This window comes from Clavibacter sp. VKM Ac-2872 (assembly GCF_015351105.1).
Taxonomy (GTDB): Bacteria; Actinomycetota; Actinomycetes; order Actinomycetales; family Microbacteriaceae; genus Clavibacter.
In genome coordinates this window covers 761589-785237 of sequence record NZ_JADKRR010000001.1, presented here as the reverse complement: position 1 = coordinate 785237, position 23649 = coordinate 761589, and the positions used below count along the sequence as shown (strand labels likewise).

Sequence of the window (23649 nt, the reverse complement as noted above, 5' to 3'; positions counted from 1 at the left end):
CCTCGGGTCAGGACGGGGATCGCTGCTCCCGCATCCAGGACTCCAGGCCCCGTGCGTCGATCGGCAGCGCATCCGACAGCACGTCGGACCCCGTCTGCGTCACCACGATATCGTCTTCGATCCGCACGCCGATGCCCCGCAGCTCCGGCGGCACCATCGCGTCATCCGGCGCGAAGTACAGGCCGGGCTCCACCGTCAGCACCATGCCCGGCTCGACCGCGCGGTCGTAGCCCGCGACCCCGGCGCCCGAGCAGTCGTGCACGTCGAGCCCGAGGTGGTGCCCGATCCCGCACACGAGCCAGCGCCGGTGGTGCTGGCCCGCGGGCGAGAGCGCCTCGTCGACCGAGACGGGCAGGATCCCCATGTCGTGCAGGCCCTGGGCGATGACCTCCATGGACGCGTGGTGGAAGTCGACGAGCGGGCGGCCGGGCGCGACGGCGTCGAGGCCCGCGCGGTGGGCGCGCTCCACCACGTCGTGCACGAGCCGCTGCTCCGCCGAGAAGGTGCCGTCGAGGGGGAACGTGCGGGTGACGTCCGCCGTGTAGAGGCTCCTGGCCTCCACGCCCATGTCGAGCAGCACGAGCTCGCCGTCGCGCAGCGGCCCGTCGCAGCGCACCCAGTGCAACGTGGTCGCGTGCCCGCCGCCGCCGACGATGGTGGCGTAGCCCGGGCCGTTGCCGACCGTGCGCGCGTGCCGGTCGAAGGTGCCCTGCAGCCAGCGCTCGCCGCCGTGGGCCTGCGCCCGCGGGATCTCGCGCACGACCTCCGCGAAGCCCTCGACCGTGTCGTCGACCGCGCGACGCAGCTCCTCGATCTCCCACGCGTCCTTGATCACGCGCAGCTCGCCGAGCGTCGCCACGAGGGCCGGGTCGCGCGGCACGTCGGCCAGCGCCGCGGGCACGCCGGTGACGGCCCCCGCCCGACGCACGGCGCGGACGCCCGCGAGGTCGCGCGCGATGCGGTCGGGGTCGCGCACCGGGATCCCGAGCACGGCCTGCCAGTCGGCGTGCGCGGGCGCGGGGCCGACCCAGAGCTCGCCGTGGTCGGCGTCGGAGTAGAAGCGCGGGTCGCCGGGGTGGGCGGGCGCGGGCACGTGCAGGACGGCGTCGTGGCCGCCCGGCACGGCGTGCATCACGAGCACGGCGCCCTCGATCTGCACGCCGGTCAGCCACACGAAGTCGCTGTCGGCGCGGAACGCGTACCGGCAGTCGTCGTTCCGCGTGGGCGCGTACCCGCTCACCACCGCGAGGGTGACGCCCGGCAGCGCGGCGCTCAGCCGGGCACGGTGCGCGGCGGCCGCGTCGACCGCTCCGGGCACGGTGGCCGGCGTGCGGTCCGGCGTGATCCAGCCGCGCGCCATGAGGTCCTGGAAGGCGGGCACCTCCGCGAGGCGCGGCGGGCGGCGGGACTCGGGGGTGCACCCGGGCGTCGTGCCGGGCGTCGTGTCGTGGGTCGTGTCGGTCATCGGGGCAGGCCTCCTCCGTCGCGGGCGATCATGTCCATCAGCCGCCCGAGCACGCCGGGTGCTCCGAGGCCGTCGTGCTCGTGCTCGTTCGTGATCCACGCGCGGGTGTTCCCCACGCGCGCGACCGTGTCCTGCTGCAGGCCCGCGTCCACGTACATGTCGTCGTGGTAGATCGCGGCGGCCACGGGCACGTCGTTGCCGGCGAGCCGGGTCGGGTCGTAGAGCTCCGGCCAGTCGTCGCGGCGGGCCATCGCCTCGACCGCGCCGCGGAACGGGCGCAGCAGCCGGATCTCGTCGAACATCCAGGGGTACATCATCTCGCCGGTGAGCAGCAGCGGTCGGGCGGTCGGCGCGAACGCGGGGTGTCGGCCGCGCTCCCGCTCGGCGGCCCACGCGGTCGCGGGTCGGGTGCCGGACGCGTAGATGCTCTCCTGCATCGCCGCGAACAGCGGGTTCGCCGCGTACGAGGTGAGGCGCAGCGCCTCCGCGAGGAGCACGTCCGTGGGCTCGCCGCGGTCGTCGAGCGCCTCGTCGAGGAGCGCGTGGATCCGCTCGCGCCCGGGCGCCATGCCGAGGTCGATGCCGATGGTCTGCAGGCGCCGGACGGTGAGCACGTCCCCGTCGGGCAGCGTCACGTCGCCGACCTGGAGCCGGTCGGCGAGGCGGGACAGGATCCCCACGTCGGCCGGGTACCGCGCGTGGTACCCGGCGTTCTTCCGGACCGTGCGCGGGTAGGTCCGGCGGTAGACCTCCTCGGCGTCGGGGTCGAGCGAGGCGAGGCCGCCCGTCACGTAGCAGGCCGACAGCGCCTCGGGCGCGAGCGACAGGTACGTGAGAGTGAGGAACCCGCCGTAGCTCTGGCCGAGCGTCGACCAGCGGCGCCCGCCCTCGAGGTGCTGCCGGAGCGCCTCGGCGTCCTGCACGATCGAGTCGGCCCGGAAGAGCGCGAGGTACCGGGCGGCGGACTCGTGGTCGTCGCCGAAGCGGGTCATCGTGCGCGCGGTGACGGGCGTGCTGCGCCCGGTGCCGCGCTGGTCGAGGAGCACGACGCGGTGCGTCCGGAGGGCGTGGCCGATCCAGCCGCCGTCGTCCAGCACGCGCGGCGACTTGCCGCCCGGACCGCCCTGGAGGTACAGGAGCGCAGGCAGGTCGTCGCTTCGGCGGTCGGGAGCGACGAGCTCGCGGGCGAACACCGTGATCGTCGCGGTGGGCTCGCCGTCGCGCGCCGCCGCCCAGTCGAGCGGGACCTCGATCTCGTGGTCGGTGACGTGGACGCCGGGGACGGTCGCGGATCCGACGATCACGCGGCCGACCCGCCGGCCGTCTCGATCGCCGTGGTGTCGAGGCCGGCGGCGGCGCGCGCGACCTGGCGCTTGCGGTCCCACTCCGGATCGATCCGCGGCACGGCGTCGAGCAGCGACCGCGTGTACGGGTGCCGGGGCCGCTCGAACACGTCGTCGCGCGTGCCCTCCTCCACGACCTTGCCAGCGCTCATCACCGCGACGCGGTCGGAGAGCTGGCGCACGACGGCGAGGTCGTGCGCGATGAAGACGTAGCTGAGCCCGCGCTCGCGCTGGAGGTCGCGCAGCAGCGCGATGACGCGCGCCTGCACCGTCACGTCGAGCGCGGAGACCGCCTCGTCGCACACGATGAGGCCGGGGCTCACGGCGAGCGCCCGGGCGATCCCGATGCGCTGGCACTGCCCGCCCGAGAACTGCGCGGGGTAGCGCTGCGCGTGGTCGGGGTTCAGGCCCACCCGGTCGAGCAGGTCGCGCACGAGCTGTCCGTGCCCGCCCGGCGTCGTGATGCCCTGGTACCGCAGCGGCGCGCTGATGATCTGCTCCACCGTGTGCCGCGGGTTGAGCGACGACGCCGGATCCTGGAAGACCACCTGCACCTGCCGTCGGAACTCGCGGAGGGCGGCGCCCCTCGCGTGCGTCATGTCCTCGCCCTTCAGCGCGAACGTGCCGGAGGTCGGGTCGAGCAGGTGCGCGATGATGCGCGCGGTCGTCGACTTGCCGGACCCGGACTCCCCCACGATCGAGAGCGTCTGCCCGGTCGGCACGTCGAGGCTCACGCCGTCGACCGCGAGGAAGCGGCGCACGGGCGGCCGCAGCCCGCGGCCGCCGCGCGTCACGTACTCCTTGGTGAGGTCGCGGGCGGAGAGGAACGGCTCCGGCGTCGCGGCGGCGGGCGCGGTCGAGGCGGATGCGGGCGCGGAGGCGTCGTGGCGGCTCATGATGCGGGTCCCGTCGTCAGGCGGTCGTAGGCGGCGTCGATGCGGGGGATCGCCTCGAGCAGGGCGTGCGTGTACGGATCCTCCGGCGCGGTGAACACGCGCTCGGTGGTGCCGCTCTCGACGCGGTGCCCGCCCTGCATGACGAGCACCTCGTCCGCGAGGGAGGACACCACGGCGAGGTCGTGGGTGATGACGAGCATGCCCATCCCCGTCTCCGCGCGGATGGAGCGCATGAGGTCGAGGATCTGCGCCTGCACCGTCACGTCGAGCGCGGTGGTCGGCTCGTCGGCGATGAGCAGCTCGGGCTCGAGGCACAGCGCCATCGCGATCATGATGCGCTGCCGCATGCCGCCCGAGAACTGGTGCGGGTAGTGGTCGACGCGCGTCGCGGCCTCCTTGATCCCGACCCGGTCGAGGGCCGCGATCACGGTCGACCGCACGGACTTCCGCGAGCCGGAGCGATGCGACCGGTAGGCCTCCTCGATCTGCAGCCCCACCGTGTAGTAGGGGTTGAGCGAGGAGAGCGGATCCTGGAACACCATGGCCATGCGGTCACCCCGCATGGCCCGCAGCTCCTTGTCGCTCCGGCCGACGAGCTCCTCGCCCGCCAGCTTGATGCTGCCGGTGACCTTCCCGCCGCGGGGCACGAGGCCCATCACGGCGAGCGAGGTCATCGACTTGCCCGAGCCCGACTCCCCCACGATGCCGAGGGTGCGGTCCGGCTCCACGCGGAAGGAGAGGTCCTTCACGACCTCGACGGGCCCGCGCGAGGTGGGGAACGCGATCGTCAGGTTCGCGACCTCGAGGAGCGGCGTCCCCGGGACGGCCCGGGCGGGCGGCTGGTGCGGTGCGGTGGCGGTCACGAGGTGATCCTCACTCGGGGGTCGAGCACGGTGTAGAGCACGTCGACGACCACGTTCCCGACGACCACGAAGGCCGCGGCGAGGAGCGTGACGCCCATGATGACGGGCTGGTCGTTCTTGGCGATGGAGTCGGCGGCGAGCTTGCCGACGCCGTTGAGGCCGAAGATCTTCTCGGCGATCACGGCCCCGCCGAGCAGCCCGGCGAAGTCCATGCCGAACAGCGTCACCACGGGCGTGAGCGACGGCCGGAGGGCGTGGCGGCGGATCACGAGCGACGCCGACAGGCCCTTGGCGCGCGCGGTCCGCAGGTAGTCCTCCTGCAGGGTGTCGATCACGTTGGCCCGGACGATGCGCGCGTAGATCGCCGCGTAGCCGAGCGCGAGCACGATCCACGGCATGAGGTACGAGTCGAACCACATGACGGGGTCGTCGGAGAACGCGACGGACTGCGGGAACGGCAGCACCTGCAGCTGCACGACGAGCACGTACTGCAGGAGCAGCGCCGCGAAGGTGATCGGCACGCTGATCCCGGTGAGCGCCGCCGCCATCGCGGTCCGGTCCCACACGCTGCCCTGCTTGATCGCGCTGACGAGTCCGCCGGCGACGCCGAACACGACCCAGAGGACCGCCGCGCCGACCGCGATCGTGATGCTCACGGGGAGGCGGGACAGCATCAGGTCGAGCACGGACTGCTGCGTCTGGAAGCTGAAGCCCAGGCAGGGCGCAGAGCACTGGATCGCCGTCGGACCGTCCCCGTAGGTGCGACCGGTGAAGATGCCCGTGACGAAGTCGCCGTACTGCGCCCAGAACGGCCGGTCGAGGCCGAGGAGCTGGCGGATGGAGTCGATCTTGTCCGGCGTGCAGGTCTTGCCGCAGATGGTGACGGCGGGGTCCGGCTGGAGCAGGAAGAAGATCATGTAGGTGAACAGGCTGATGAGCGCGAGCACCACGAGGGCCGCACCCAGCCGGCGGACGAGGTAGCCGATCATGCCGCCTCCCCCTGCTCGAGCGCGGTGCGGAGGTGGTCGCCGAAGACCGTGAACGCCAGCACCGTGAGGAAGAGGAACGAGCCGGGGACGACGAAGTACGCCGGGTCGACCGTGTACCAGTTCACCGAGTCCGAGATCATCTGGCCCCATGAGGGCGTCGGCGGCAGCACGCCCACCCCGAGGAAGGACAGGCCCGCCTCGGTGCCGATGTAGCCCGGCACCGAGAGCGTGGCCAGCACGATGATGGTGCCGCGCAGGTTCGGCATCACCTCCCGGAAGATGACGCCCATGGAGGAGGCGCCGGATGCCCGGGCCGCCTCCACGAAGTCGCGCGTGCGGATCGTCATGGTCTGGCCGCGCACGAGGCGCGCCGTGTACGGCCAGCCGAAGACGCTGAGCGTGAGGACGAGCAGCGCCGGCCGGTTGCCCGCGGGCAGCGCCGAGAGGATCGCGATCATGAAGATCAGCGCCGGGAAGGCCATGAGGAGGTCCATGACCCGCGACACGATCTGGTCGGCGATCCCGCCGAAGTAGCCGGCGACCATGCCCGCGACCACGCCGATCGTCGTGGTGATGACCGTGGCGGAGACCGCGATGAGCAGGGACACCCGGGCGCCGTACGCGATGCGGGCGAAGATGTCGCGCCCGTTCTGCGGCTCCACGCCGAACCAGTGCGAGGCGCTGACGCCGCCGAACGGGCCGATGGGGAGGCCGCCGAGGGCCGGGTCGACGGCGTCGGCGTCGAAGGTCGTGGGACCCCAGCCGGTGATCCCGGACAGGAGCGGCGCGAACACCGCGAGGATCACCACGAGCACCACGAACACGACGCTGGCGATGACGGACGGCTTCGACCGGAGGGCCGCGACCACGCGCTTGGCCGGCGTGACGGCAGGCGGCCGTCCCGTCGGGTAGGCGGGGGCCGAGTCGGGCGCCGAGGCGCCCTGCAGGGTGGCGGTCACCGCCTACTTCCCCGTGTGGAGGCCGATGGTGGCGAAGTCCGGGGCTCCGTCGTAGAGGGGGCTCGAGTACGCGTTCCGGACGTTCTGTCCCAGGACGAGCACGGCCTGGCCGTAGAGGAGCGGCACGACGGGCGCGAGCTGCTGCACCTGCTCGTCGAGGTCGCCCCAGGCGGTGTCCGCGGCCTTCAGATCGGTCATCGCCGAGACCTCGTCGATCTTCGCGTTGATCGCGGGGTCGTTGATCTGCGACAGGTTGCTGTTGCCCTTCTCCGGGATCTGGCGTCCGTCGAAGAGGATCGGCAGCACCGTGCTGGCGGAGTTCCAGTCGGGGCACCAGCCGGCCTCGGCCGCATCGTGCTGCTGCGAGGTGGTGGCGATGGTCTCGTTGTAGGTCGCCGTGTCGAGGAGGTTGATCGCGACGGTGATGCCGACGCGGGCGAGGGACTGCTGGAGCGCCTCCGCGGCCTTCTGCGAGGTCGGCACGCTGGCCACGTCGAGCGTGATCGTGAAGCCGTCCGGCAGGCCCGCCTCGGCGAGGAGCGCCTTCGCCTTGTCGACGTCACCCGAGCTGTCGGTGCTGGGGTAGAGGTCGAAGTCCTTGTGGCCGGGGACGCTGCGGGTGAGGATCGTCGACGCGGGCTCCGCGATCATGGGGCCGCCCGCCACGTCGGCGAGGGACTTCTTGTCGACCGCGTACTCGATGGCCTGGCGCACGCGCACGTCGCCGAGGTGCGGCTTCGTCGTGTTGAGCGCGAGGTACGTGGTGCAGCCGGTGTCGCCCGAGACGGTGCGCGCCTTGATCTGCGGCGTCTGGATGCGGGAGACGGACGCCGCGGTGATCCCGTAGGCGATGGCGTTCGCGTCGTCGCCCTGTCCATCGATCATGCGCTCGTCGATGGTGGCCTGGTCGAGCCCCATCGTGAAGTCCCACTCGTCCGGCTTGGCGGTCCGGACCTCGTCCGTGGAGGCGTCCCACTCGGGGTTGCGCACGAGCGTGAGCGACTGGCCGGGCGTCCGGGCGCTCACCTTGTACGGCCCGGAGGAGATGGGCTGCTGGTCCACGCTCGTGACGGTGACGCGGTCCTTGTCCACGGGGAACGGCACGAACGTGCTCTGCGCCGTGACGCTCGCGAACTCCGGCACGGAGCGGTTGAGGTGGAAGACGATGGTCTTCTCGTCGGGGGTCTCGATGGAGGCCAGGTCGCCGGACTGGTACGGGCCCTTGTAGGCGTCGCCGCCCTCGAGGTACGTGCGGGCGTAGGGCGAGCCGATGGCGAGCGCGGGGTCGAAGGACCGCTCCACGCCGAACTTCATCGACTGGCTCGTGATCGGGGAGCCGTCCTCGAACTTCAGCCCGTCCTTGAGCGTGAAGGTCCACTCGGTCGCGTCGGCGTTCGACGTCCCGGTGTCGGTGGCGAGGTCGGGCGCGATCGTGGCGCCGTCCTTGCCGGTGGTCGTGGTGAGCGTGCGGTAGATGAGCCGGTAGACGTCCGCGAGGTCGGTCTCGTAGCCCATCGCGGGGTCCAGGTGCGGGAAGTCCGACAGCTGCAGGACGTGCATGGTGCCGCCGGTGTCGGCGGGTCCGGTGATGTCGGCGGCGGACTTGCCGCCTGCGCCGGCGCAGGACGTGAGGGCGAGGCTGGCGGCGAGGGCCAGCCCGACTGCGGTGATTCGTCTGTTCATCGGACTCTCGTTTCGTGGATGGCGGCCGAGGCGCACCGGGTGGGGAGTGACGGACGGGGTCGTGCGATGGAGGGGATGGGGGAAGCGGGGGTGCGCGCGACCGCCCGGACCGGGTGGATCCGGGTGGCGTGCGCGCGGAGGGCGGCTCAGCCGGTGTCGGCGGCGCGGATCCAGACCCGCATCGCCCCCGGTGCCCGGTTGCCCCAGAGGGCGTAGGGCACGAGCACGGCGTCGACGGGGTCGGCCGACGCGGCGGGGGCGGTGGTGCCCGGGACGACCTCGGGGTAGAGCTCGTCCGGAGCTTGCAGCGCGCGGCGGAGGCGCACGGCGAGGGCGACGCCCGACGCGGGATCGGCGGCGTCCGACGCGGGGCCCCACGGCGCGGCGAGCGGGAGCGGCACGGTCCGCGCCGCCGCCAGGTCGCGCGGGTCGAGGAGCAGGTCGTCGACGGGGGCGCCGGCGTCCTCCTGCTCGACGGCGAACACGATCGGGCCGCGCGCCACCGCGAGGCTGCCGCGGGTGGCGTCGAGGTGCGGGTGGGATCCGAGGGCCCGCACGGGCATGTCCAGCTCGACCACGAGCGCGTCGCCGGCGGCCCAGGCGCGGGTGGCGCGGATCCACCGGTCGCCGGTCCCCGCGTCGACATCGGCCGCGGATCCGTCGGCGCCCGTCACGACCGCGGTCGCGGACCGGCACCAGCCCGGGCGGCGCAGCACGATGCCGGTCTGGGCACCCGATGCGCGCAGCACCTCGACGCGCACGGCGCCGTCCCACGGGTAGGCGGTCGTGATGCGCACGTCGATCGCGTCGGTGCGGATCACGGACGCGGCCGGGTGCGCGATCACCAGGTCGTCGCCGTCCTGCACCGCGACGTGGTCCTGCAGCTCGCTCATCCAGCGCACGATGTTCGGCGGGCAGCACGGGCAGGTGAACCACGGGCGGCGCATCAGCTCGCCCTCGGTCTCGGCGCCGGACTGCGCGTGGTGGTCGGGGCGGCGCTGGAGCGGGTTGTCGTAGAAGAAGCCCGTGCCGTCGGCGGAGAGCCCCACGGCGTAGGCGTTGAAGAGCACGGTCTCGTGCGTGTCGAGGAAGCGGGGCTCGCCGGTCGCGAGGAAGAGCCGCCATGCCCACTGCATCACGGCGATGGCCGCGCAGGTCTCGCTGTAGGAGCGCTCGCTGGGCAGCTCGTACGCGTCGCCGATCGCCTCGTCCGAGTGGCGGCTGCCGAGCCCGCCGGTCACGTAGAGGCGGGTGCGCACGGCGTCGTCGAAGAGGCGGACGGATGCGGCGAGCAGCTCGGCGTCGCCCGTCTCCGTCGCCACGTCCGTCGCGCCCGCGGCGAGGTACGCCATGCGCACGGCGTGACCCGTGACGGCCGGCATCTCGCGGAACGGATGCGCGTCCTGGAAGTACTCGGCGGGGAAGATCCGCGTGGCCACCGTGCCGTGCCCGCGACGGTCGACGAACGCGGAGGCGAGGTCGAGGTAGGACCGCTCCCCCGTCTCGCGGTGCAGCTCGACGAGCGCCATCTCGACCTCGGGGTGGCCGCAGACCTCGACGCGGCCGCCCGGGCCGAACGCGCGGACCGCGGCGTCGGCGAAGCGGCGGGCCACGGCCAGGAGCCGGCCGTCGCCGCCCTGGCGCGAGTGGGCGACCGCGGCCTGGATGAGGTGACCCAGGTTGTAGAGCTCGTGGCCCCAGGCGAGGTCGGACCAGGGCTCGCGGTCGGATCCGGGCCGCTGCACGTACGAGCCGATGTAGCCGTCGTCCGCCTGCACGCGCTCGAGCACGTCCGTCGCCTCGTCGAGGAAGGCGCGCATCTCCGGGCTCGCGGCGCCGCGGCCGACCTCGTAGGCCACGCCCTCGAGGGTCTTGTAGACGTCGGTGTCGAGGAACGGGTAGCGCGGGACGGGTCGCTCGCCCGCTCCGTCGACGGCCGCGCGGAGATCGTCGAGGTTGCCTGCGGCGGTCATGGACGCGATGGCGTGGGGGATGGTGCTGGCCCGGTTGCGCTCCTGCCACGCCCCGAGCAGGCCGCCCTCCAGGGTGACGCCGTCGCTGCCCAGCGGGCGCCGTGATCCCGTGCTGGGGAGGACGGCGGCGCGATGCTCCGCCGCGCGGATAGCATCCGCATCTGCTCCGGTCACTGCCATGGTGCTCCCTCGTCCGGCCTCGGGCAGCCGGTGGTAGGTGACATATTACAAATAGGCCATACGGTGTTGGCAATGCCGATGAAGCCTCTGCGGCCTCCCGTTACACGCTGTTTACATGCGGCCCCGGACGCGAGGCACGTCGCGGACCGCCCGTTACCACGCGATGAGCGCTCCCCACAGCCAGCGTGGAGGCCGCAGCCGGACCAGTACGATCGTGGGCAACGGCGACAGCTCTTCGGGTGAGCTGTCCCGCCAGCGCCGGGCCGGTCTTCGGGTAAAAGTCGGCCGTGTGCGCGGCTCGGTCCCGCAGCCCTCGAGGCTCGGGACCGGGTCTCCTCCCCCGTCGCCGCGCGGATCCGCCGACGTCCCGGTCGGTCGACTCGCGATCGAACGGGCGTCCTAGCCGGCGGCCGCCGATGCCGCGGCGACGACCGCGAGCAGCCCCTCGCCGTACGTGTCGAGCTTCTTCTGGCCCACTCCCGTGATGCCGGCGAGCTGGCCGAGGTCCTGCGGGCGCACGGTCGCGACCTCGCGCAGGGTGACGTCGGCGAACACGACGTACGCGGGGACGCCCTGCTCCTTCGCCTGCTCCGAGCGCCAGGCACGGAGCGCCTCGAACAGGCCCAGCGCCTCCTCGGGCAGGTCGACCACCTGGCCGCCCTTCGCCCGGGTGGTGCGGGTGCCGCGTCCGCGCACGAGGCGCTCGGGCTCCTGACGCATGGGCACCTGCCGGGATCCGGTGAGCACGTCGCCGCTGCCCGGGGTGATGACGAGGGTGCCGTAGCCGTCGTCGCTCACGCCGAGGAGGCCCTGGGCGAGGAGCTGGCGGACCACGCCGCGCCACTGCACGTCGGTGAGCTCGCCGCCGATGCCGAAGGTGGCCAGCTGGTCGTGCCCCTGCTGCCGGACGCGGTCGGTCTCGTTGCCGAGCAGGATGTCGATGAGGTGCGCGGCCCCGAAGCGCTGGTTCCGCTCGCGCTGCAGCCGCACGATCGTGGAGAGCAGCTTCTGCGACGGCACCGTGGCATCCCACGTCTCGACGGGCTCGAGGCACGTGTCGCAGTTGCCGCACGGCCCCGTCTCCTCGCCGAAGTAGCGGAGGAGCTGCACGCGGCGGCAGCCGACCGTCTCGCACAGCGCGAGCATCGCGTCGAGGTGCTGCGACAGCCGGCGTCGGTGCTGCGCGTCGCCCTCGGACTGGTCGATCATGCGGCGCTGCTGCACCACGTCCTGCAGGCCGTAGGCGAGCCACGCGGTGGACGGCAGGCCGTCGCGGCCCGCGCGACCCGTCTCCTGGTAGTAGCCCTCGATGGACTTCGGGAGGTCGACGTGGGCGACGAATCGCACGTCGGGCTTGTCGATGCCCATCCCGAACGCGATGGTGGCGCACATGACGATGCCGTCCTCGCGGAGGAAGCGCGCCTGGTTGCGCTGCCGCACCGCCGCATCGAGGCCCGCGTGGTACGGCAGCGCCGTGATGCCCTGCTTGTTCAGCGCCTCCGCCGTCTGCTCGACGGTCTTCCGGCTCAGGCAGTAGACGATGCCCGCGTCGCCCGCGTGCTCGTTCTTGATGAGGTCGACCAGCTGCTTGCGCGGCTCGGCCTTGGGCACGATGCGGTAGCGGATGTTCGGCCGGTCGAACGAGGAGACGAAGTGGCGCGCGTCCTGGAGGCCGAGGCGCGCCGTGATGTCGGCGTGCGTGGCCTCGTTGGCGGTGGCGGTGAGCGCGATGCGCGGCACCTCGGGCCAGCGCTCCTGGAGCATCGACAGCGCGAGGTAGTCCTTGCGGAAGTCGTGGCCCCACTGGGAGACGCAGTGCGCCTCGTCGATGGCGAAGAGGGCGATGCGGGCCTCGTCGAGCAGCCGGCCCATGCGGTCGAGGATGAGGCGCTCGGGCGCGAGGTAGAGCAGGTCGAGGTCGCCGTCGAGGAGGGCGCGCTCGACCTCGCGGCTGGTCTCGAGGTCCTGCGTGGAGTTGAGGAACGCGGCCCGGACGCCGACGGCGCGCAGGGCGTCGACCTGGTCCTGCATGAGCGCGATGAGCGGGGAGATGACGACGCCCGTGCCCTCGCGCACGAGGCTCGGGATCTGGTAGCAGAGCGACTTGCCGCCGCCCGTGGGCATGAGCACCAGCGCGTCCCCGCCGCCGATGACGTGCTCGACGATCTCCTGCTGGTCGCCCCGGAAGGCGTCGTACCCGAAGACCGTGCCGAGGCGCTCGAGGGCGGGGGCCAGGGCGGTGCCGGACGCGGCGGATCCGGCGGGCGCGGGAGGGGTGGAGGTCATCGGGGCAATCGTATCCGGGGCGTGCTCGGCGGGCGGCGGCGGTGCGGGCCGTGGGGACGCGGACGGCCCCTCCCTGCTGGGGAGGGGCCGTCGGCGCGGATCAGGCGCGGATCAGATCGCGGTCGGGTCGGCGCTCGCGCCGGGCGTCGCCTGCGCGGCCTCCGCGGCGGCCTGCTCCTTGAGGGCGGCCACGTCGACGGCGCGCACCTCCTCGATCAGCGACTCGAGCGCCGGGGCGGGCAGCGCGCCGGCCTGGCTGAAGATGAGCGTCTGGTCCTTGAAGATCATGAGCGTCGGGATGGCGGAGATGTTCGCCTGCTGCGCGAGGAACTGCTGCGCCTCGGTGTCGACCTTGCCGTGGACGATGTCGGCGTGCTTCTCGCTCGACTTGTCGAAGACGGGCGCGAACTGCTTGCAGGGGCCGCACCAGTCGGCCCAGAAGTCGACGACGACGATGCCGTTGGAGTCGACGATGCTCTCGAAGTTCTCGGCGGTCAGCTCGGTGGTGGCCATGGTGCGTCCTCTTCTCGTGCTCGGTTCGTGCGGTCTCGGGGTGCAACCGGGCGCGCGGCCCGCGCATTCCGCGTGCGGCGGGCGGCTACCAGACGAGGACGATCGACGGCCAGACGGTGCTCGACCCCTTCGCCTGGTCGCCGCCCGCGTAGCTCGCGGTGATGAGGTGGATCCCGCGCGCCAGCTTCGGGAGCGTGACGGTCGCGCGCCCGGCGTCGGCCGCGGTGACGTCGACGGAGGCGATCGCGCGGCCCCCGTCGAGGATCTGCACGCGGCCCGCCGGAGCCGTCGCGCCCGCGGCGAGCTTCACGGAGTACCTGACCGGCTGCCCGCTGCGGACGAGGAGGCGGTCGGCGTACCCGACGAGGGTCGAGGCGTCGCGGATCGTGTCGAGGCCCACCTTCACGGGGTCGTGGTCGCTGGAGCGGAAGGCGCTGGATCCGTCGGTCGCGGCGCCGCCGTACTCGCGCGCCGCCCACTCCGGCGCGTTGACGTCCCACACCCCGACGCCCGTGACCGCCGCGGCGCCGGCGCGGGTCGCGAGGACGTGGTCGAGGGATCCGACCTCGCCGTCGAAGGAGTAGGTGCGCTGACCGGGCGCCTTCGCGGCCACGAGGTCGACGAAGCCGGCGTCGCGGAGGGCCTGGATCGGGTCCTCCTCCGAGTAGGCGTTGAAGTCGCCGAGGAGGTAGAGGAGGTCGGATCCGCTCGACGCCTCGAGCTCGCCCGCGAAGCGCGCCACGGCCTTCGCCTGCGCCACCCGGTCGGCGTTGAAGAAGCCCTGGCCGTCGGCGGGCTGCGTGCCGGATCCGGACTTCGACTTGAGGTGGTTCGCGACGACCGTGAACGTCCGGTCGCCCCCGCGGAAGGACTGCGCGATCGGCTCGCGGGCGTTGCCCCACACGGTCTCGTCGATCTGCGTGGCCGCGGCGCCCACGGGCGTGACGGCGTCCGTGCGGTAGATGATCGCGTTCTGGATCTCGTCCGTGGGCGTCGACGCGAGCGCGGCGGGCGTGCGCACGTAGTCCCACACGCTCTTCCCCGCGGCGTCGTTGAGCCCGCGTACGAGGTCGGCCGTCGCGGTGTCCGCCGGCTCGCCGAACCGGGTCGAGTTCTCGATCTCCATGAGCGTCACGACCTGGGCGTCGAGGCCGGTGATCGCGGTCACGATCTTCGCGCGCTGCTTCCGGAACCCCTCCGCGGTGGCGGCGCCGCGCTCGCCGAGCGTCGTGAAGTAGTTGAGGACGTTGAACCCGGCGATGCGCACGTCGCCGCCCACCTCGGGCGAGGACGCGGGCCGCGGGTTCCCGCTCGTGAAGGTCGGCACGCGGCCGGCCGCATCCAGCGACGTGAGCGGCGTCGTGGGCTGGAGGCGCCAGTCGTCGAACCCGTAGGCGAGCACGTACGGCAGGGCGGGGAAGACCGGCACGTCGCCGTTCCGCACCACGCGGTCGGCCGTGTAGTAGGGCTGCGTCGCGCCCGCGGGGTACGCGCCGTTCGTGAGCTGGATGTTGTAGCCGTCGTCGAGGAGGAGGCGCCTGGCGCGGTTGTCGGCGGCGATCCGGTCGGCCTCGGCGCCCGGGCGCACGACGTCGGTGGCCTTGACGGGCAGGTCGGCGCCCGCGCTCAGCCAGAGCGTGCCGTAGGTGTCGAGCTGGTGCGCGGATCCGACGCGGTAGTCGCCCGTCGGCGTCACGAGCATGCTCTCGAGCGACTCGCGGTCGGCGCCGCGCAGCGTGTCGGGCAGCGGGGTGGCGGCGGGGACGCCGACGCCGGCCTCGACGAGGTCGGTCGCCGTCGCGGCGATCTGGGTCTGGCCCTGGCGCTCGGAGGCGGTGCCCGTGACGCGCACGAGGTCGCCGATCGCGACGGCCGGGTCGGCGCTGGCGAGGTAGACGAAGATCCCGTCGGAGGCGCCCGGCGTCGCGTCGGCGGCGCCGCCGGAGCCCCGGGTCTGGATCACGATCCCCGCGTAGCCGCTCGCCCCGCGGTAGTCGGCGGTGACGACCCCCTCGACCGTGACGACGCGTCCGGCGAACGGGGTCGCGCTGCCCGTGCCCTGCACGTCGGCGATGGCGACGGTCGCGGCCTCGGCGGGCGACGCGACGAGCGCGGAGAGCCCGAGGGCCAGGGCGGTCGCGACGGCCAGCGGGCGGGCGACGCGGCGGGCCCGTGTCGCGCGGTGCCCCGCCGTCACGACGGCGGATCCCGATCCGGATCCGGGTGCGGTCTGGGTGTCGTGCATGGCGTCGTCCCCCTCGGCGTCGCGGGTTCCCCCGCGCGGGGGATCTCCCGTCGAGCGTAGGCCGGGCGGGCCCCCGGGCGGCGGGCCGCAACCGGATCGTCACCGGCCCGTCACGCGTTCGTCGCGGCGCGCCGGGCGGACAGGCCGGACGATGGCGGAGCGCCTCTCCCACGTACTATCGTCAGGACAAACATCCCGCCCGCCGGCCCGAGGAGCAGTGCGACGCCGCATGGTCCAGACACGCACCACCCCCGCATCCCGCGCCGCCGCGACGGACCGCGCGACCCGGCCCGCGGGAGCCGCCGCGTGAGGGCGACCGTCGCCGGCGCGCCCGTGAGCTTCGGCGTGTTCGAGCTGACGCCCGAGGGCGCCGAGGTCGTCACGCCGGACGACATGGTCGAGGCCCTCGCCGAGACCGGCTACTCCGGCATCGACCTCGGCCCCGTCGGCTACCTCGGGCGCGGGCGCGAGCTGCGCGACCGGCTCGCGGGCGCGGGCCTCGAGCTCGCGGGCGGCTGGATCCAGCTCCCCCTCTCCGACGACGACGCGTTCCAGGCCGCGCTCCCCGAGCTCGACGCCTCGCTGCGCGTGTTCCAGGAGGCCGCCGAGGCCGGGCCGGCGCGCCTGCCGCTGCCGACGCTCGCCGACGCCGGATCCGCCACCCGTGCCGCCGCCCCCGGCCGCGGCGCCGAGGCCGACCCGCTCGACGACACCGCGTGGCCGCGGCTCGTCCGCAACACCGCGCGGGCCGCGGAGATCACGCGCGCCGCGGGCTTCGAGCCGACCTTCCACCACCACGCGGGCACCTTCGTGGAGTCGCCCGCGGAGATCGACCGGTTCCTCGACGCCGTCGACGTGGGCCTCACCCTCGACACCGGCCACCTCGTCATCGCGGGCGGCGACCCGCTCGCGGCGATCTCCCGCTGGGGCGCGCGGATCACCCACCTGCACCTCAAGGACGTCGACGGCGCCGAGCTCCGCCGCGTGCTCGCCGCGGGCGGCGGCATGCGCGAGGTGTGGTCCTCCGGCGCCTTCGTGGCGTTCGGGCGCGGCGACGTCGACCTCGCGAGCGTGATGGCCGCGATCGAGGCGCAGGGCTACGACGGCTGGGTGGTGGTGGAGCAGGACGTGCTCAACGCGCCCGACGCCGACATCCGCCGCTTCCGGGCCGAGCGCACGGAGGACCAGCGCGTCAACCGCGAGGCGCTCCGCACCTGGGCCTGATCCGGCGCGCGACCCACCGCGCACCGGAACCACCACCACGACACACGAGGATCCACGACATGACCACCACCCCCCTGCGCTTCGGCCTGATCGGCACCGGCCGCATCGGCCAGGTCCACGCCGCGAACATCGCCGCGGATCCCGACGCGGAGCTCGCGTGGATCTGCGACCCCTTCGTCGACGGCGCCCGCGCGCTGTCCGCGCGCCTCGGCGGCACGGTGACGGAGGACGCCGCCGCCATGATGGCCTCCGGCGGGATCGACGCGGTCCTCATCGCGTCGCCCACGCCCACGCACGTCGACCTCATCGCGCAGGCGATCGACGCCGGCCTGCCCGTGCTGTGCGAGAAGCCCATCGACCTCGACATCGCGCGGGTGGATGCGCTCCTCCCCCGCGTGCTGTCCTCCGGCGTGCCCGTGGCGCTCGGCTTCAACCGCCGCTTCGACCCGGCCTTCGCGGAGGCGCGCGCCCGCGTGGCCGCGGGCGAGATCGGGGAGCTGGAGCAGCTGTCGATCACGAGCCGCGATCCCGCCGCGCCGCCCGCCGCGTACGTGGCGGTCTCCGGCGGGATCTTCCGCGACATGACCATCCACGACCTCGACATGGCGAGGTACTTCCTGCCCGACATCGTCGAGGTGCAGGCGACCGGATCCACGACCTTCGACCCCGGGGCACGCGAGCACCGCGACTTCGACACGGCGGTCGTGACGCTGCGCGCGTCCACCGGCGCTCTCGTGGTCATCACGAACTCGCGGCACAGCGCCGTGGGGTACGACCAGCGGATCGAGGCGTTCGGGTCGCGCGGATCCCTGCAGGTGGCGAACGCGCTCACGAGCCTCGTCAGCGTCTCGACCGCCGCGAGCGTGGAGGGCAAGCCGCCGTACCAGGACTTCTTCCTCGAGCGCTACGCCGCCGCGTACGTCGCGGAGCTGCGCGCCTTCATCCGGCTGGCGCGCGGCGAGGCCTCCGACAGCCCGACCTTCGCCGACGGCCGCGCGGCGCTCGTGCTCGCGGACGCGGCGCAGCGCTCGGCCGAGGAGCGCGTGGCGGTGCCCGTCTCGCTCTGACCGAGGGGCTCCACGCACGACCCGCCCGACCGCGCGCGCCGCGGTCGGGCGTCGTCGCGCGCGCGGCATGCGCCGAGGAGGCGGCACACTTGAGGGTCGGACCGGGCGGGGAGCCCGCCGGACGACGACGGGTCCCGACTGGGATCCGTCTTGTCAGCATGTGTTGACAAAGCACGTCGGGCGGGACGAAGATCGCCCCGACGACGACGTCCAGGACCCCGCACGCGGGCGTCCGCCCGACAAGGAGCATTCGATGAAGAACAGATTCCTCGCCCCCCTCGGCCTCGCGGTCGCGGCCGGGTTCCTCCTCACCTCGTGCGCGGGCACCGGGCAGGAGGCCCCGCCCACCGCGGGCGGCGCGAGCGGAGGCGGCGACCTCACGTTCGCGCTGGTCACGCACGGCGCGACGGGCGACGCCTTCTGGGACCGCGTCAAGTCGGGCGCCGAGACCGCAGGCGGCCAGTACGGCGCCACCGTCACGTACAACTCGGACCCGGATCCCGCCAAGCAGTCGCAGCTCATCGACAACGCGGTCGCGCAGAAGGTGAACGGGATCGTGGTCTCCATGGCGAACCCGGACGGCGTGAAGGACAGCGTCGAGAAGGCCGTGGCGGCGGGCATCCCCGTGGTCACGATCAACTCCGGCATCGAGCGCTCGGCCGAGTTCGGCGCCATCACCCACATCGGCCAGAGCGAGACGGTCGCGGGCGAGGCCGTCGGCAAGCGCCTCGGCGACGCGGGCCTGAAGAACGCGCTCTGCGTGATCCAGGAGGCCGGCAACGTCGGCCTCGAGGAGCGCTGCTCCTCCGCGGCGAGCACCTTCTCCGGCCAGATGGCGAACCTCCAGGTCGACGGCACGAACGACGCGGACGTGAAGGCGACCATCAAGTCGAAGCTGCAGGCGGATCCCTCCATCGACGGCGTGCTCACGCTCGGCGGCCAGTACGCGCTCGACGCGGTCGGCGCGGTCGAGGAGTCGGGGAGCTCGGCGAAGATCGGCACGTTCGACCTCTCGGAGGACGTCGTGAGCGCGGTCGAGGCCGACAAGATCCTGTTCGCGGTCGACCAGCAGCCGTACGTGCAGGGCTTCCTCGGGATCACCGCGCTCGACCTCTACGCCACGAACGGCAACGTCATCGGGGGCGGCCAGCCCGTCTACTCCGGACCCGCGTTCGTCACGAAGGACAACGCGGCGCAGGTCGCCGAGTTCGCGAAGAACGGCACCCGCTAGGCGGTCGAGCCGGGCGCGCCCGAAGCGCCCGGCCCGCCGTCCGGCCCTCCAAATCCCCCGCACCGCCCCGCACTCCCCGACGCTCACCGAAGGAGCCCCGCGTTGACCACGACGGACATCGTGACGATCGCCACGAGGCCGCGCCTCGAGAACAGGCCGATCCGCAAGATCCTCGCCCGACCGGAGATCGGCGCCCTCGTGGCCGCCCTCGCCGTGCTGGTGTTCTTCTCCCTCTACACGCCGCAGTTCCTCACCCTCGCCGGCGCGGGGGTGTGGCTCGAGTCCGCATCGACCTTCGGGATCATGGCGGTCGCCGTCGCGATGCTGATGATCGGCGGCGAGTTCGACCTCTCCGCCGGCGTGATGACGGGCTTCTCGGCCCTCGTGGTCGGCATCCTCACGTCGCACTACGGGCTCAGCATCTGGGTGGCGGTGCTCGTCTCCCTCGTCGCGGCCCTCGCGGTCGGCGCGCTGAACGGCTTCCTCGTGATGAAGACCGGCCTGCCGAGCTTCATCGTGACGCTCGGCACGTTCTTCGCGCTCGCGGGCGTCGACCTCGCGGTCACGAAGCTCATCACGGGCCAGGTCGCCATCCAGGGCATGACGAAGGTGCCGTCCTACGACGCCATCCAGCCGATCTTCGGGTCGTCGCTCCAGATCGGCGGCGGCAACTTCTACGTCTCGGTCCTGTGGTGGTTCGCGGTCGCGGCGGTCGCCACCTGGATCCTCCTGCGCACGCGTGCCGGCAACTGGATCTTCGCGGTCGGCGGCGCCAAGGAGTCCGCCCGCCAGGTGGGCGTCCCGGTCTTCACGACGAAAGTGGGGCTCTTCATGGGCACGGCGGGCGCGGCCTGGCTCGTCGGCATGATCTCGCTGTTCCGCACCTCCACGGTGCAGGCGAACACGGGCGTCGGCCAGGAGTTCATCTACATCATCTGCGCGGTCGTCGGCGGCTGCCTGCTCACGGGCGGCTTCGGCTCGGCCGTCGGCGCGGCGCTCGGCGCGCTGATCTACGGCATGGTCTTCCAGGGCATCACCTTCGCCCAGTGGGACACGAACTGGCTGCGCACGGTGCTCGGCGGGATGCTGCTGGCCGCCGTGCTCCTCAACGACCTGGTGCGCCGACGCGCGGGAGGCGGACGATGAGCGCCGAGACGAGCGCGAGCGCCGCGGCCCTCGCGTCCGAGCCCCTCGCGGGCGCCGTCCCGGGAGCGGCCGAGGAGGCGGGCGGACGCCCCACTCCCCCGCTGCCTCCCGTCGGCACGACCATCCTCGAGGTCCGCGACATCGGCAAGAGCTACGGCGCGGTCAACGCGCTCACGGGCGTCTCGACCGTCGTCGCCGCGGGCCAGGTCACGTGCGTGCTCGGCGACAACGGCGCAGGCAAGTCGACCTTCATCAAGATGCTCGCGGGCGTGCACGCGCCGAGCGAGGGCACGATGCTCCTCGACGGCGAGCCCGTGACCCTCGGCTCCCCGCGCGCCGCCCTGCAGGCCGGCATCGCGACCGTCTACCAGGACCTCGCGGTCGTGCCGCTCATGCCCGTGTGGCGGAACTTCTTCCTCGGCTCGGAGATCACGAAGGGCAAGGGGCCGTTCCGTCGGCTCGACGTGGCCGCGATGAAGGCGATCACGCACGAGCAGCTCGCGCAGATGGGCATCGACCTGCGCGACGTGGACCAGCCGATCGGCACGCTGTCCGGCGGCGAGCGCCAGTGCGTCGCCATCGCCCGGGCCGTGCACTTCGGCGCGCGCGTGCTGATCCTCGACGAGCCGACCGCCGCGCTCGGCGTCAAGCAGTCCGGCGTCGTGCTGCGGTACATCGCACGCTCGCGCGACCGGGGGCTCGGCGTGGTCTTCATCACGCACAACCCGCACCACGCGTTCCCGGTGGGCGACCGGTTCCTGCTGCTCAACCGCGGATCCAGCCTGGGCACGTTCGAGAAGGACGAGATCACGCTGGGCGAGCTGACGAGCCTCATGGCCGGCGGCGCGGAGCTGGACTCGCTGGCGCACGAGCTCGCGCGCGACCCGGGCTCCGACCCGGAGCCGGGCGCGGGGCCGGAGGGTGCGGCGCCGGCGGCGGGCCGCTGAACGGCCGCATGCCAGGATGAGGCGTTGACCTGACCTACGAGGGAGCGATCGACGTGACGCAACCGGAGCAGATCCTGCCCCCCGACCTGTTCCTCGCGCTCGACCGCTCGGGACCCGTCCCCCTCTACTACCAGGTGGCCAACCTGCTGGAGACGGCGATCCACGACGGCACCCTGCCCGCGGGAGCGCGGCTCGAGAACGAGATCGCGCTCGGCGCCCGGCTCGGGCTCTCGCGCCCGACCATCCGGCGGGCGATCCAGGACCTCGTCGACAAGGGCCTGCTCGTGCGCCGCCGCGGCATCGGCACGCAGGTGGTGCACGGCCGGGTCACCCGGAACGTCGAGCTCACGAGCCTCTACGAGGACCTGGAGCGGCAGGGCCAGACGCCGCGGACCGAGATGCTGTCGTCGTCCCGCGGCGAGGCCGACGAGAAGGTCGCCGAGGCGCTGGGCGTCGAGGTCGGCAGCCCCGTGCTGCACCTCACGCGGCTGCGCACGGCCGACGGCGTGCCGCTCGCGATCCTCGACAACGTGCTCCCCGCGCCGTTCGTCGACCTCGAACCGGACGACCTCGCCACCCACGGGCTCTACCAGCTGCTGCGCGGACGCGGCGTGATCATGCGGGTCGCCAAGCAGCGCATCGGCGCCCGCGCGGCCACCGCGTCCGAGGCGCGCCTGCTCGACCTGCCGCGCGGCGGCGCCGTGCTCACGATGTCGCGCACGGCGTTCGACAGCTCGGGTCGCGCCGTGGAGTACGGCCAGCACTGCTACCGGCCCGACCTGTACTCGTTCGAGATCACGCTCGTCGACCGGTAGTGCGAGCCCCCCGCCCCTGCCGAACGGATCCAATATCCTATAGGATCTCCTCACGTGCTCGATGAGGAGGACTCCACGGATGACCCGGCTCTGGAACGACCCCGCTGACTTCGCGGACGACATGACGGACGGCTTCGTCCGCGCCAACGGCCGGTGGGTCCGACGCGTGCACGGCGGTGTCTCCCGCTCGACACGCGCGGCCGAGCCCGAGGTGGCGGTCGTCATCGGCGGCGGATCCGGCCACTACCCCGCGTTCGGCGGGCTCGTCGGGCCGGGCCTCGCGCACGGCGCCGCGATGGGCAACCTCTTCGCGTCGCCGTCCGCGCACCAGGTCGAGTCGGTGATCCGCTCGAGCGAGCAGGGCCGGGGCGCGCTCCTCCTCTACGGCAACTACGCGGGCGACGTGCTGCACTTCGACGACGCGCAGGAGCGCGTGCGCGGCGACGGGATCGACTGCCGCACGGTCGTCGTGACGGACGACATCTTCAGCGCCTCCCCTGACGAGCAGGCCAAGCGCCGCGGCATCGCGGGCGACCTCACCGTGTTCAAGGCGGCGGGCGCCGCATCCGCCGCGGGCTACGACCTCGACGGCGCCGAGCGCGTCGCCCGGCTCGCGAACGCGCGCACCCGGTCGATGGGCGTCGCGTTCACGGGCTGCACGCTGCCGGGCGCGGATGAGCCGCTGTTCTCGGTGCCGGAGGGGCGCATGGCGATCGGGCTCGGGATCCACGGCGAGCCCGGCATCGACGAGACCGACATCCCCTCGGCAGACGGCCTGGCCGAGCTGTTCGTGACGCAGCTGCTCGCCGACGCCGAGATCCCGGAGGACGTGTCGGTGCGCGGCGCGCGCGTCGTGCCGGTGCTCAACGGCCTCGGATCCGTGAAGACCGAGGAGCTGTTCGTCGTGTTCACGCGCGTGGCCGATCTGCTCGAGGAGGCGGGGATCACGCTCGTGGATCCGCAGGTCGGCGAGTTCTGCACCAGCTTCGACATGGCGGGCGCGTCCCTCACGCTGTTCTGGCTCGACGAGGAGCTCGAGCGGCTGTGGACGGCTCCCGCCGACACCCCGGCCTTCCGCAGCGGGGCGTTCGACGGGTCCGCGTTGCAGCCGGTGGACGCGCGCGAGGAGGACGAGGTCGACGCCGCGATCCCGGACGCCACGGACGCGTCGCGGCAGGCGGCCGCCCGGATCGCGGCCGCACTCGACGCCGCGCACGCGGTCGTCGCGGAGCACGCCGACGAGCTCGGCCGCCTCGACGCGGTCGCGGGCGACGGCGACCACGGGATCGGCATGCTGCGGGGATCCCGCGCGGCCTCGGAGCGGGCGGCGTCGGCCGTCGCGCAGGGCGCCGGCGCGCGCACGGCGCTCCGGCTCGCGGGCGACGCGTGGTCGGACAGGGGCGGTGGGACCTCGGGCGCGCTCTGGGGCCTGATCCTGCAGGCGGTGGGCGATGCGCTCGACGACGCGGACGCGGATCCCGTGACCGCCGAGTCCGTCGCCGCGGGCGTGGGCGCCGCGCGCGACGCGGTCATGGACCACGGCAAGGCCGCGCTCGGCGACAAGACGATGGTCGACGCGCTCGTGCCGTTCGCCGAGGCGCTCGCCGAGCGGGTCGGATCCGGCGCGCCGCTCGCGGAGGCCTGGGCCGCCGCGAGCGCCGCCGCGCAGGAGGCCGCCGACGCCACCGCCGCGATGAGGCCCGGCATCGGCCGCGCCCGCGCCCACGGCGAGCGCTCCGTCGGCACCCCCGACCCGGGCGCGATCTCGCTCGCGCTCATCGCCGCGGCCGTCGGCCGCACGCTCGCCGACCGGTGAGACCCAGC

At 73.3% G+C, this 23649-nt stretch carries 18 protein-coding genes; 7 read left to right on the top strand and 11 right to left on the bottom strand.

Annotation, left to right across the window (positions count from 1 at the left end):
- Positions 1-7: 7 nt before the first annotated feature.
- From ITJ40_RS03845 to ITJ40_RS03795, 11 genes are all read right to left on the bottom strand, one after another.
- The gene (locus tag ITJ40_RS03845) at positions 8-1465 is read right to left on the bottom strand and encodes an aminopeptidase P family protein (RefSeq protein ID WP_194665821.1); all 1458 of its coding nucleotides are present in this window, start codon (positions 1463-1465) and stop codon (positions 8-10) included.
- Positions 1462-2769 carry an alpha/beta fold hydrolase gene (locus ITJ40_RS03840; RefSeq protein WP_194665820.1) on the bottom strand — a complete coding sequence of 436 codons (1308 nt, stop codon included), beginning with the start codon at positions 2767-2769 and terminating at the stop codon, positions 1462-1464. The genes ITJ40_RS03845 and ITJ40_RS03840 overlap by 4 nt, the downstream gene beginning before the upstream one ends.
- Entirely contained in the window at positions 2766-3704 is a 939-nt protein-coding gene (locus ITJ40_RS03835; RefSeq protein ID WP_194665819.1) for an ATP-binding cassette domain-containing protein, read from the bottom strand. Before ITJ40_RS03835 ends, ITJ40_RS03840 begins: the two co-directional genes overlap by 4 nt.
- Complete coding sequence (locus tag ITJ40_RS03830) at positions 3701-4567, bottom strand: ABC transporter ATP-binding protein (protein WP_194665818.1); 867 nt, start codon at positions 4565-4567, stop codon at positions 3701-3703. The genes ITJ40_RS03835 and ITJ40_RS03830 overlap by 4 nt, the downstream gene beginning before the upstream one ends.
- On the bottom strand, positions 4564-5556 hold the full coding sequence (locus tag ITJ40_RS03825) for an ABC transporter permease (protein WP_194665817.1): 993 nt from the start codon (positions 5554-5556) through the stop codon (positions 4564-4566). The genes ITJ40_RS03830 and ITJ40_RS03825 overlap by 4 nt, the downstream gene beginning before the upstream one ends.
- A complete protein-coding gene (locus ITJ40_RS03820) occupies positions 5553-6515 on the bottom strand; it encodes an ABC transporter permease (RefSeq protein WP_194665816.1) in 963 nt (320 codons plus the stop codon). The genes ITJ40_RS03825 and ITJ40_RS03820 overlap by 4 nt, the downstream gene beginning before the upstream one ends.
- 3 nt (positions 6516-6518) lie before the next feature.
- Positions 6519-8198 (bottom strand): ABC transporter substrate-binding protein, encoded by a 1680-nt coding sequence (locus ITJ40_RS03815; RefSeq protein ID WP_194665815.1) that lies wholly within the window; start codon positions 8196-8198, stop codon positions 6519-6521.
- Between the two features lie 146 nt (positions 8199-8344).
- Positions 8345-10351, bottom strand: coding sequence for a glycoside hydrolase family 127 protein (locus ITJ40_RS03810; protein WP_194665814.1), 2007 nt, complete (start codon positions 10349-10351; stop codon positions 8345-8347).
- A 399-nt stretch (positions 10352-10750) separates the two neighbouring features.
- Complete coding sequence (gene recQ / locus ITJ40_RS03805; protein ID WP_194665813.1) at positions 10751-12637, bottom strand: DNA helicase RecQ; 1887 nt, start codon at positions 12635-12637, stop codon at positions 10751-10753.
- A gap of 111 nt (positions 12638-12748) precedes the next feature.
- On the bottom strand, positions 12749-13150 hold the full coding sequence (trxA, locus tag ITJ40_RS03800) for a thioredoxin (RefSeq protein WP_012037481.1): 402 nt from the start codon (positions 13148-13150) through the stop codon (positions 12749-12751).
- Between the two features lie 85 nt (positions 13151-13235).
- Positions 13236-15395: an ExeM/NucH family extracellular endonuclease gene (locus ITJ40_RS03795; RefSeq protein ID WP_194665812.1), complete on the bottom strand. Its 2160-nt coding sequence runs from the start codon at positions 15393-15395 to the stop codon at positions 13236-13238.
- Between the two features lie 306 nt (positions 15396-15701).
- On the opposite strand from ITJ40_RS03795, the gene ITJ40_RS03790 reads away from it, so the two are divergent.
- From ITJ40_RS03790 to ITJ40_RS03760, 7 genes are all read left to right on the top strand, one after another.
- Complete coding sequence (locus tag ITJ40_RS03790) at positions 15702-16619, top strand: sugar phosphate isomerase/epimerase (protein ID WP_194665811.1); 918 nt, start codon at positions 15702-15704, stop codon at positions 16617-16619.
- Positions 16620-16678: 59 nt separating this feature from the next.
- On the top strand, positions 16679-17686 hold the full coding sequence (gene iolG, locus ITJ40_RS03785; RefSeq protein ID WP_194665810.1) for an inositol 2-dehydrogenase: 1008 nt from the start codon (positions 16679-16681) through the stop codon (positions 17684-17686).
- Positions 17687-17939: 253 nt separating this feature from the next.
- On the top strand, positions 17940-18917 hold the full coding sequence (locus ITJ40_RS03780; protein ID WP_194665809.1) for a sugar ABC transporter substrate-binding protein: 978 nt from the start codon (positions 17940-17942) through the stop codon (positions 18915-18917).
- Between the two features lie 102 nt (positions 18918-19019).
- Positions 19020-20063 carry an ABC transporter permease gene (locus tag ITJ40_RS03775; protein ID WP_194665808.1) on the top strand — a complete coding sequence of 348 codons (1044 nt, stop codon included), beginning with the start codon at positions 19020-19022 and terminating at the stop codon, positions 20061-20063.
- Complete coding sequence (locus ITJ40_RS03770; protein ID WP_194665807.1) at positions 20060-21010, top strand: ATP-binding cassette domain-containing protein; 951 nt, start codon at positions 20060-20062, stop codon at positions 21008-21010. Before ITJ40_RS03775 ends, ITJ40_RS03770 begins: the two co-directional genes overlap by 4 nt.
- Positions 21011-21063: 53 nt before the next feature.
- Positions 21064-21825 (top strand): GntR family transcriptional regulator, encoded by a 762-nt coding sequence (locus ITJ40_RS03765; protein ID WP_194665806.1) that lies wholly within the window; start codon positions 21064-21066, stop codon positions 21823-21825.
- Between the two features lie 79 nt (positions 21826-21904).
- Positions 21905-23641 (top strand): dihydroxyacetone kinase family protein, encoded by a 1737-nt coding sequence (locus ITJ40_RS03760; RefSeq protein WP_194665805.1) that lies wholly within the window; start codon positions 21905-21907, stop codon positions 23639-23641.
- The last annotated feature ends 8 nt before the right edge of the window (positions 23642-23649 follow it).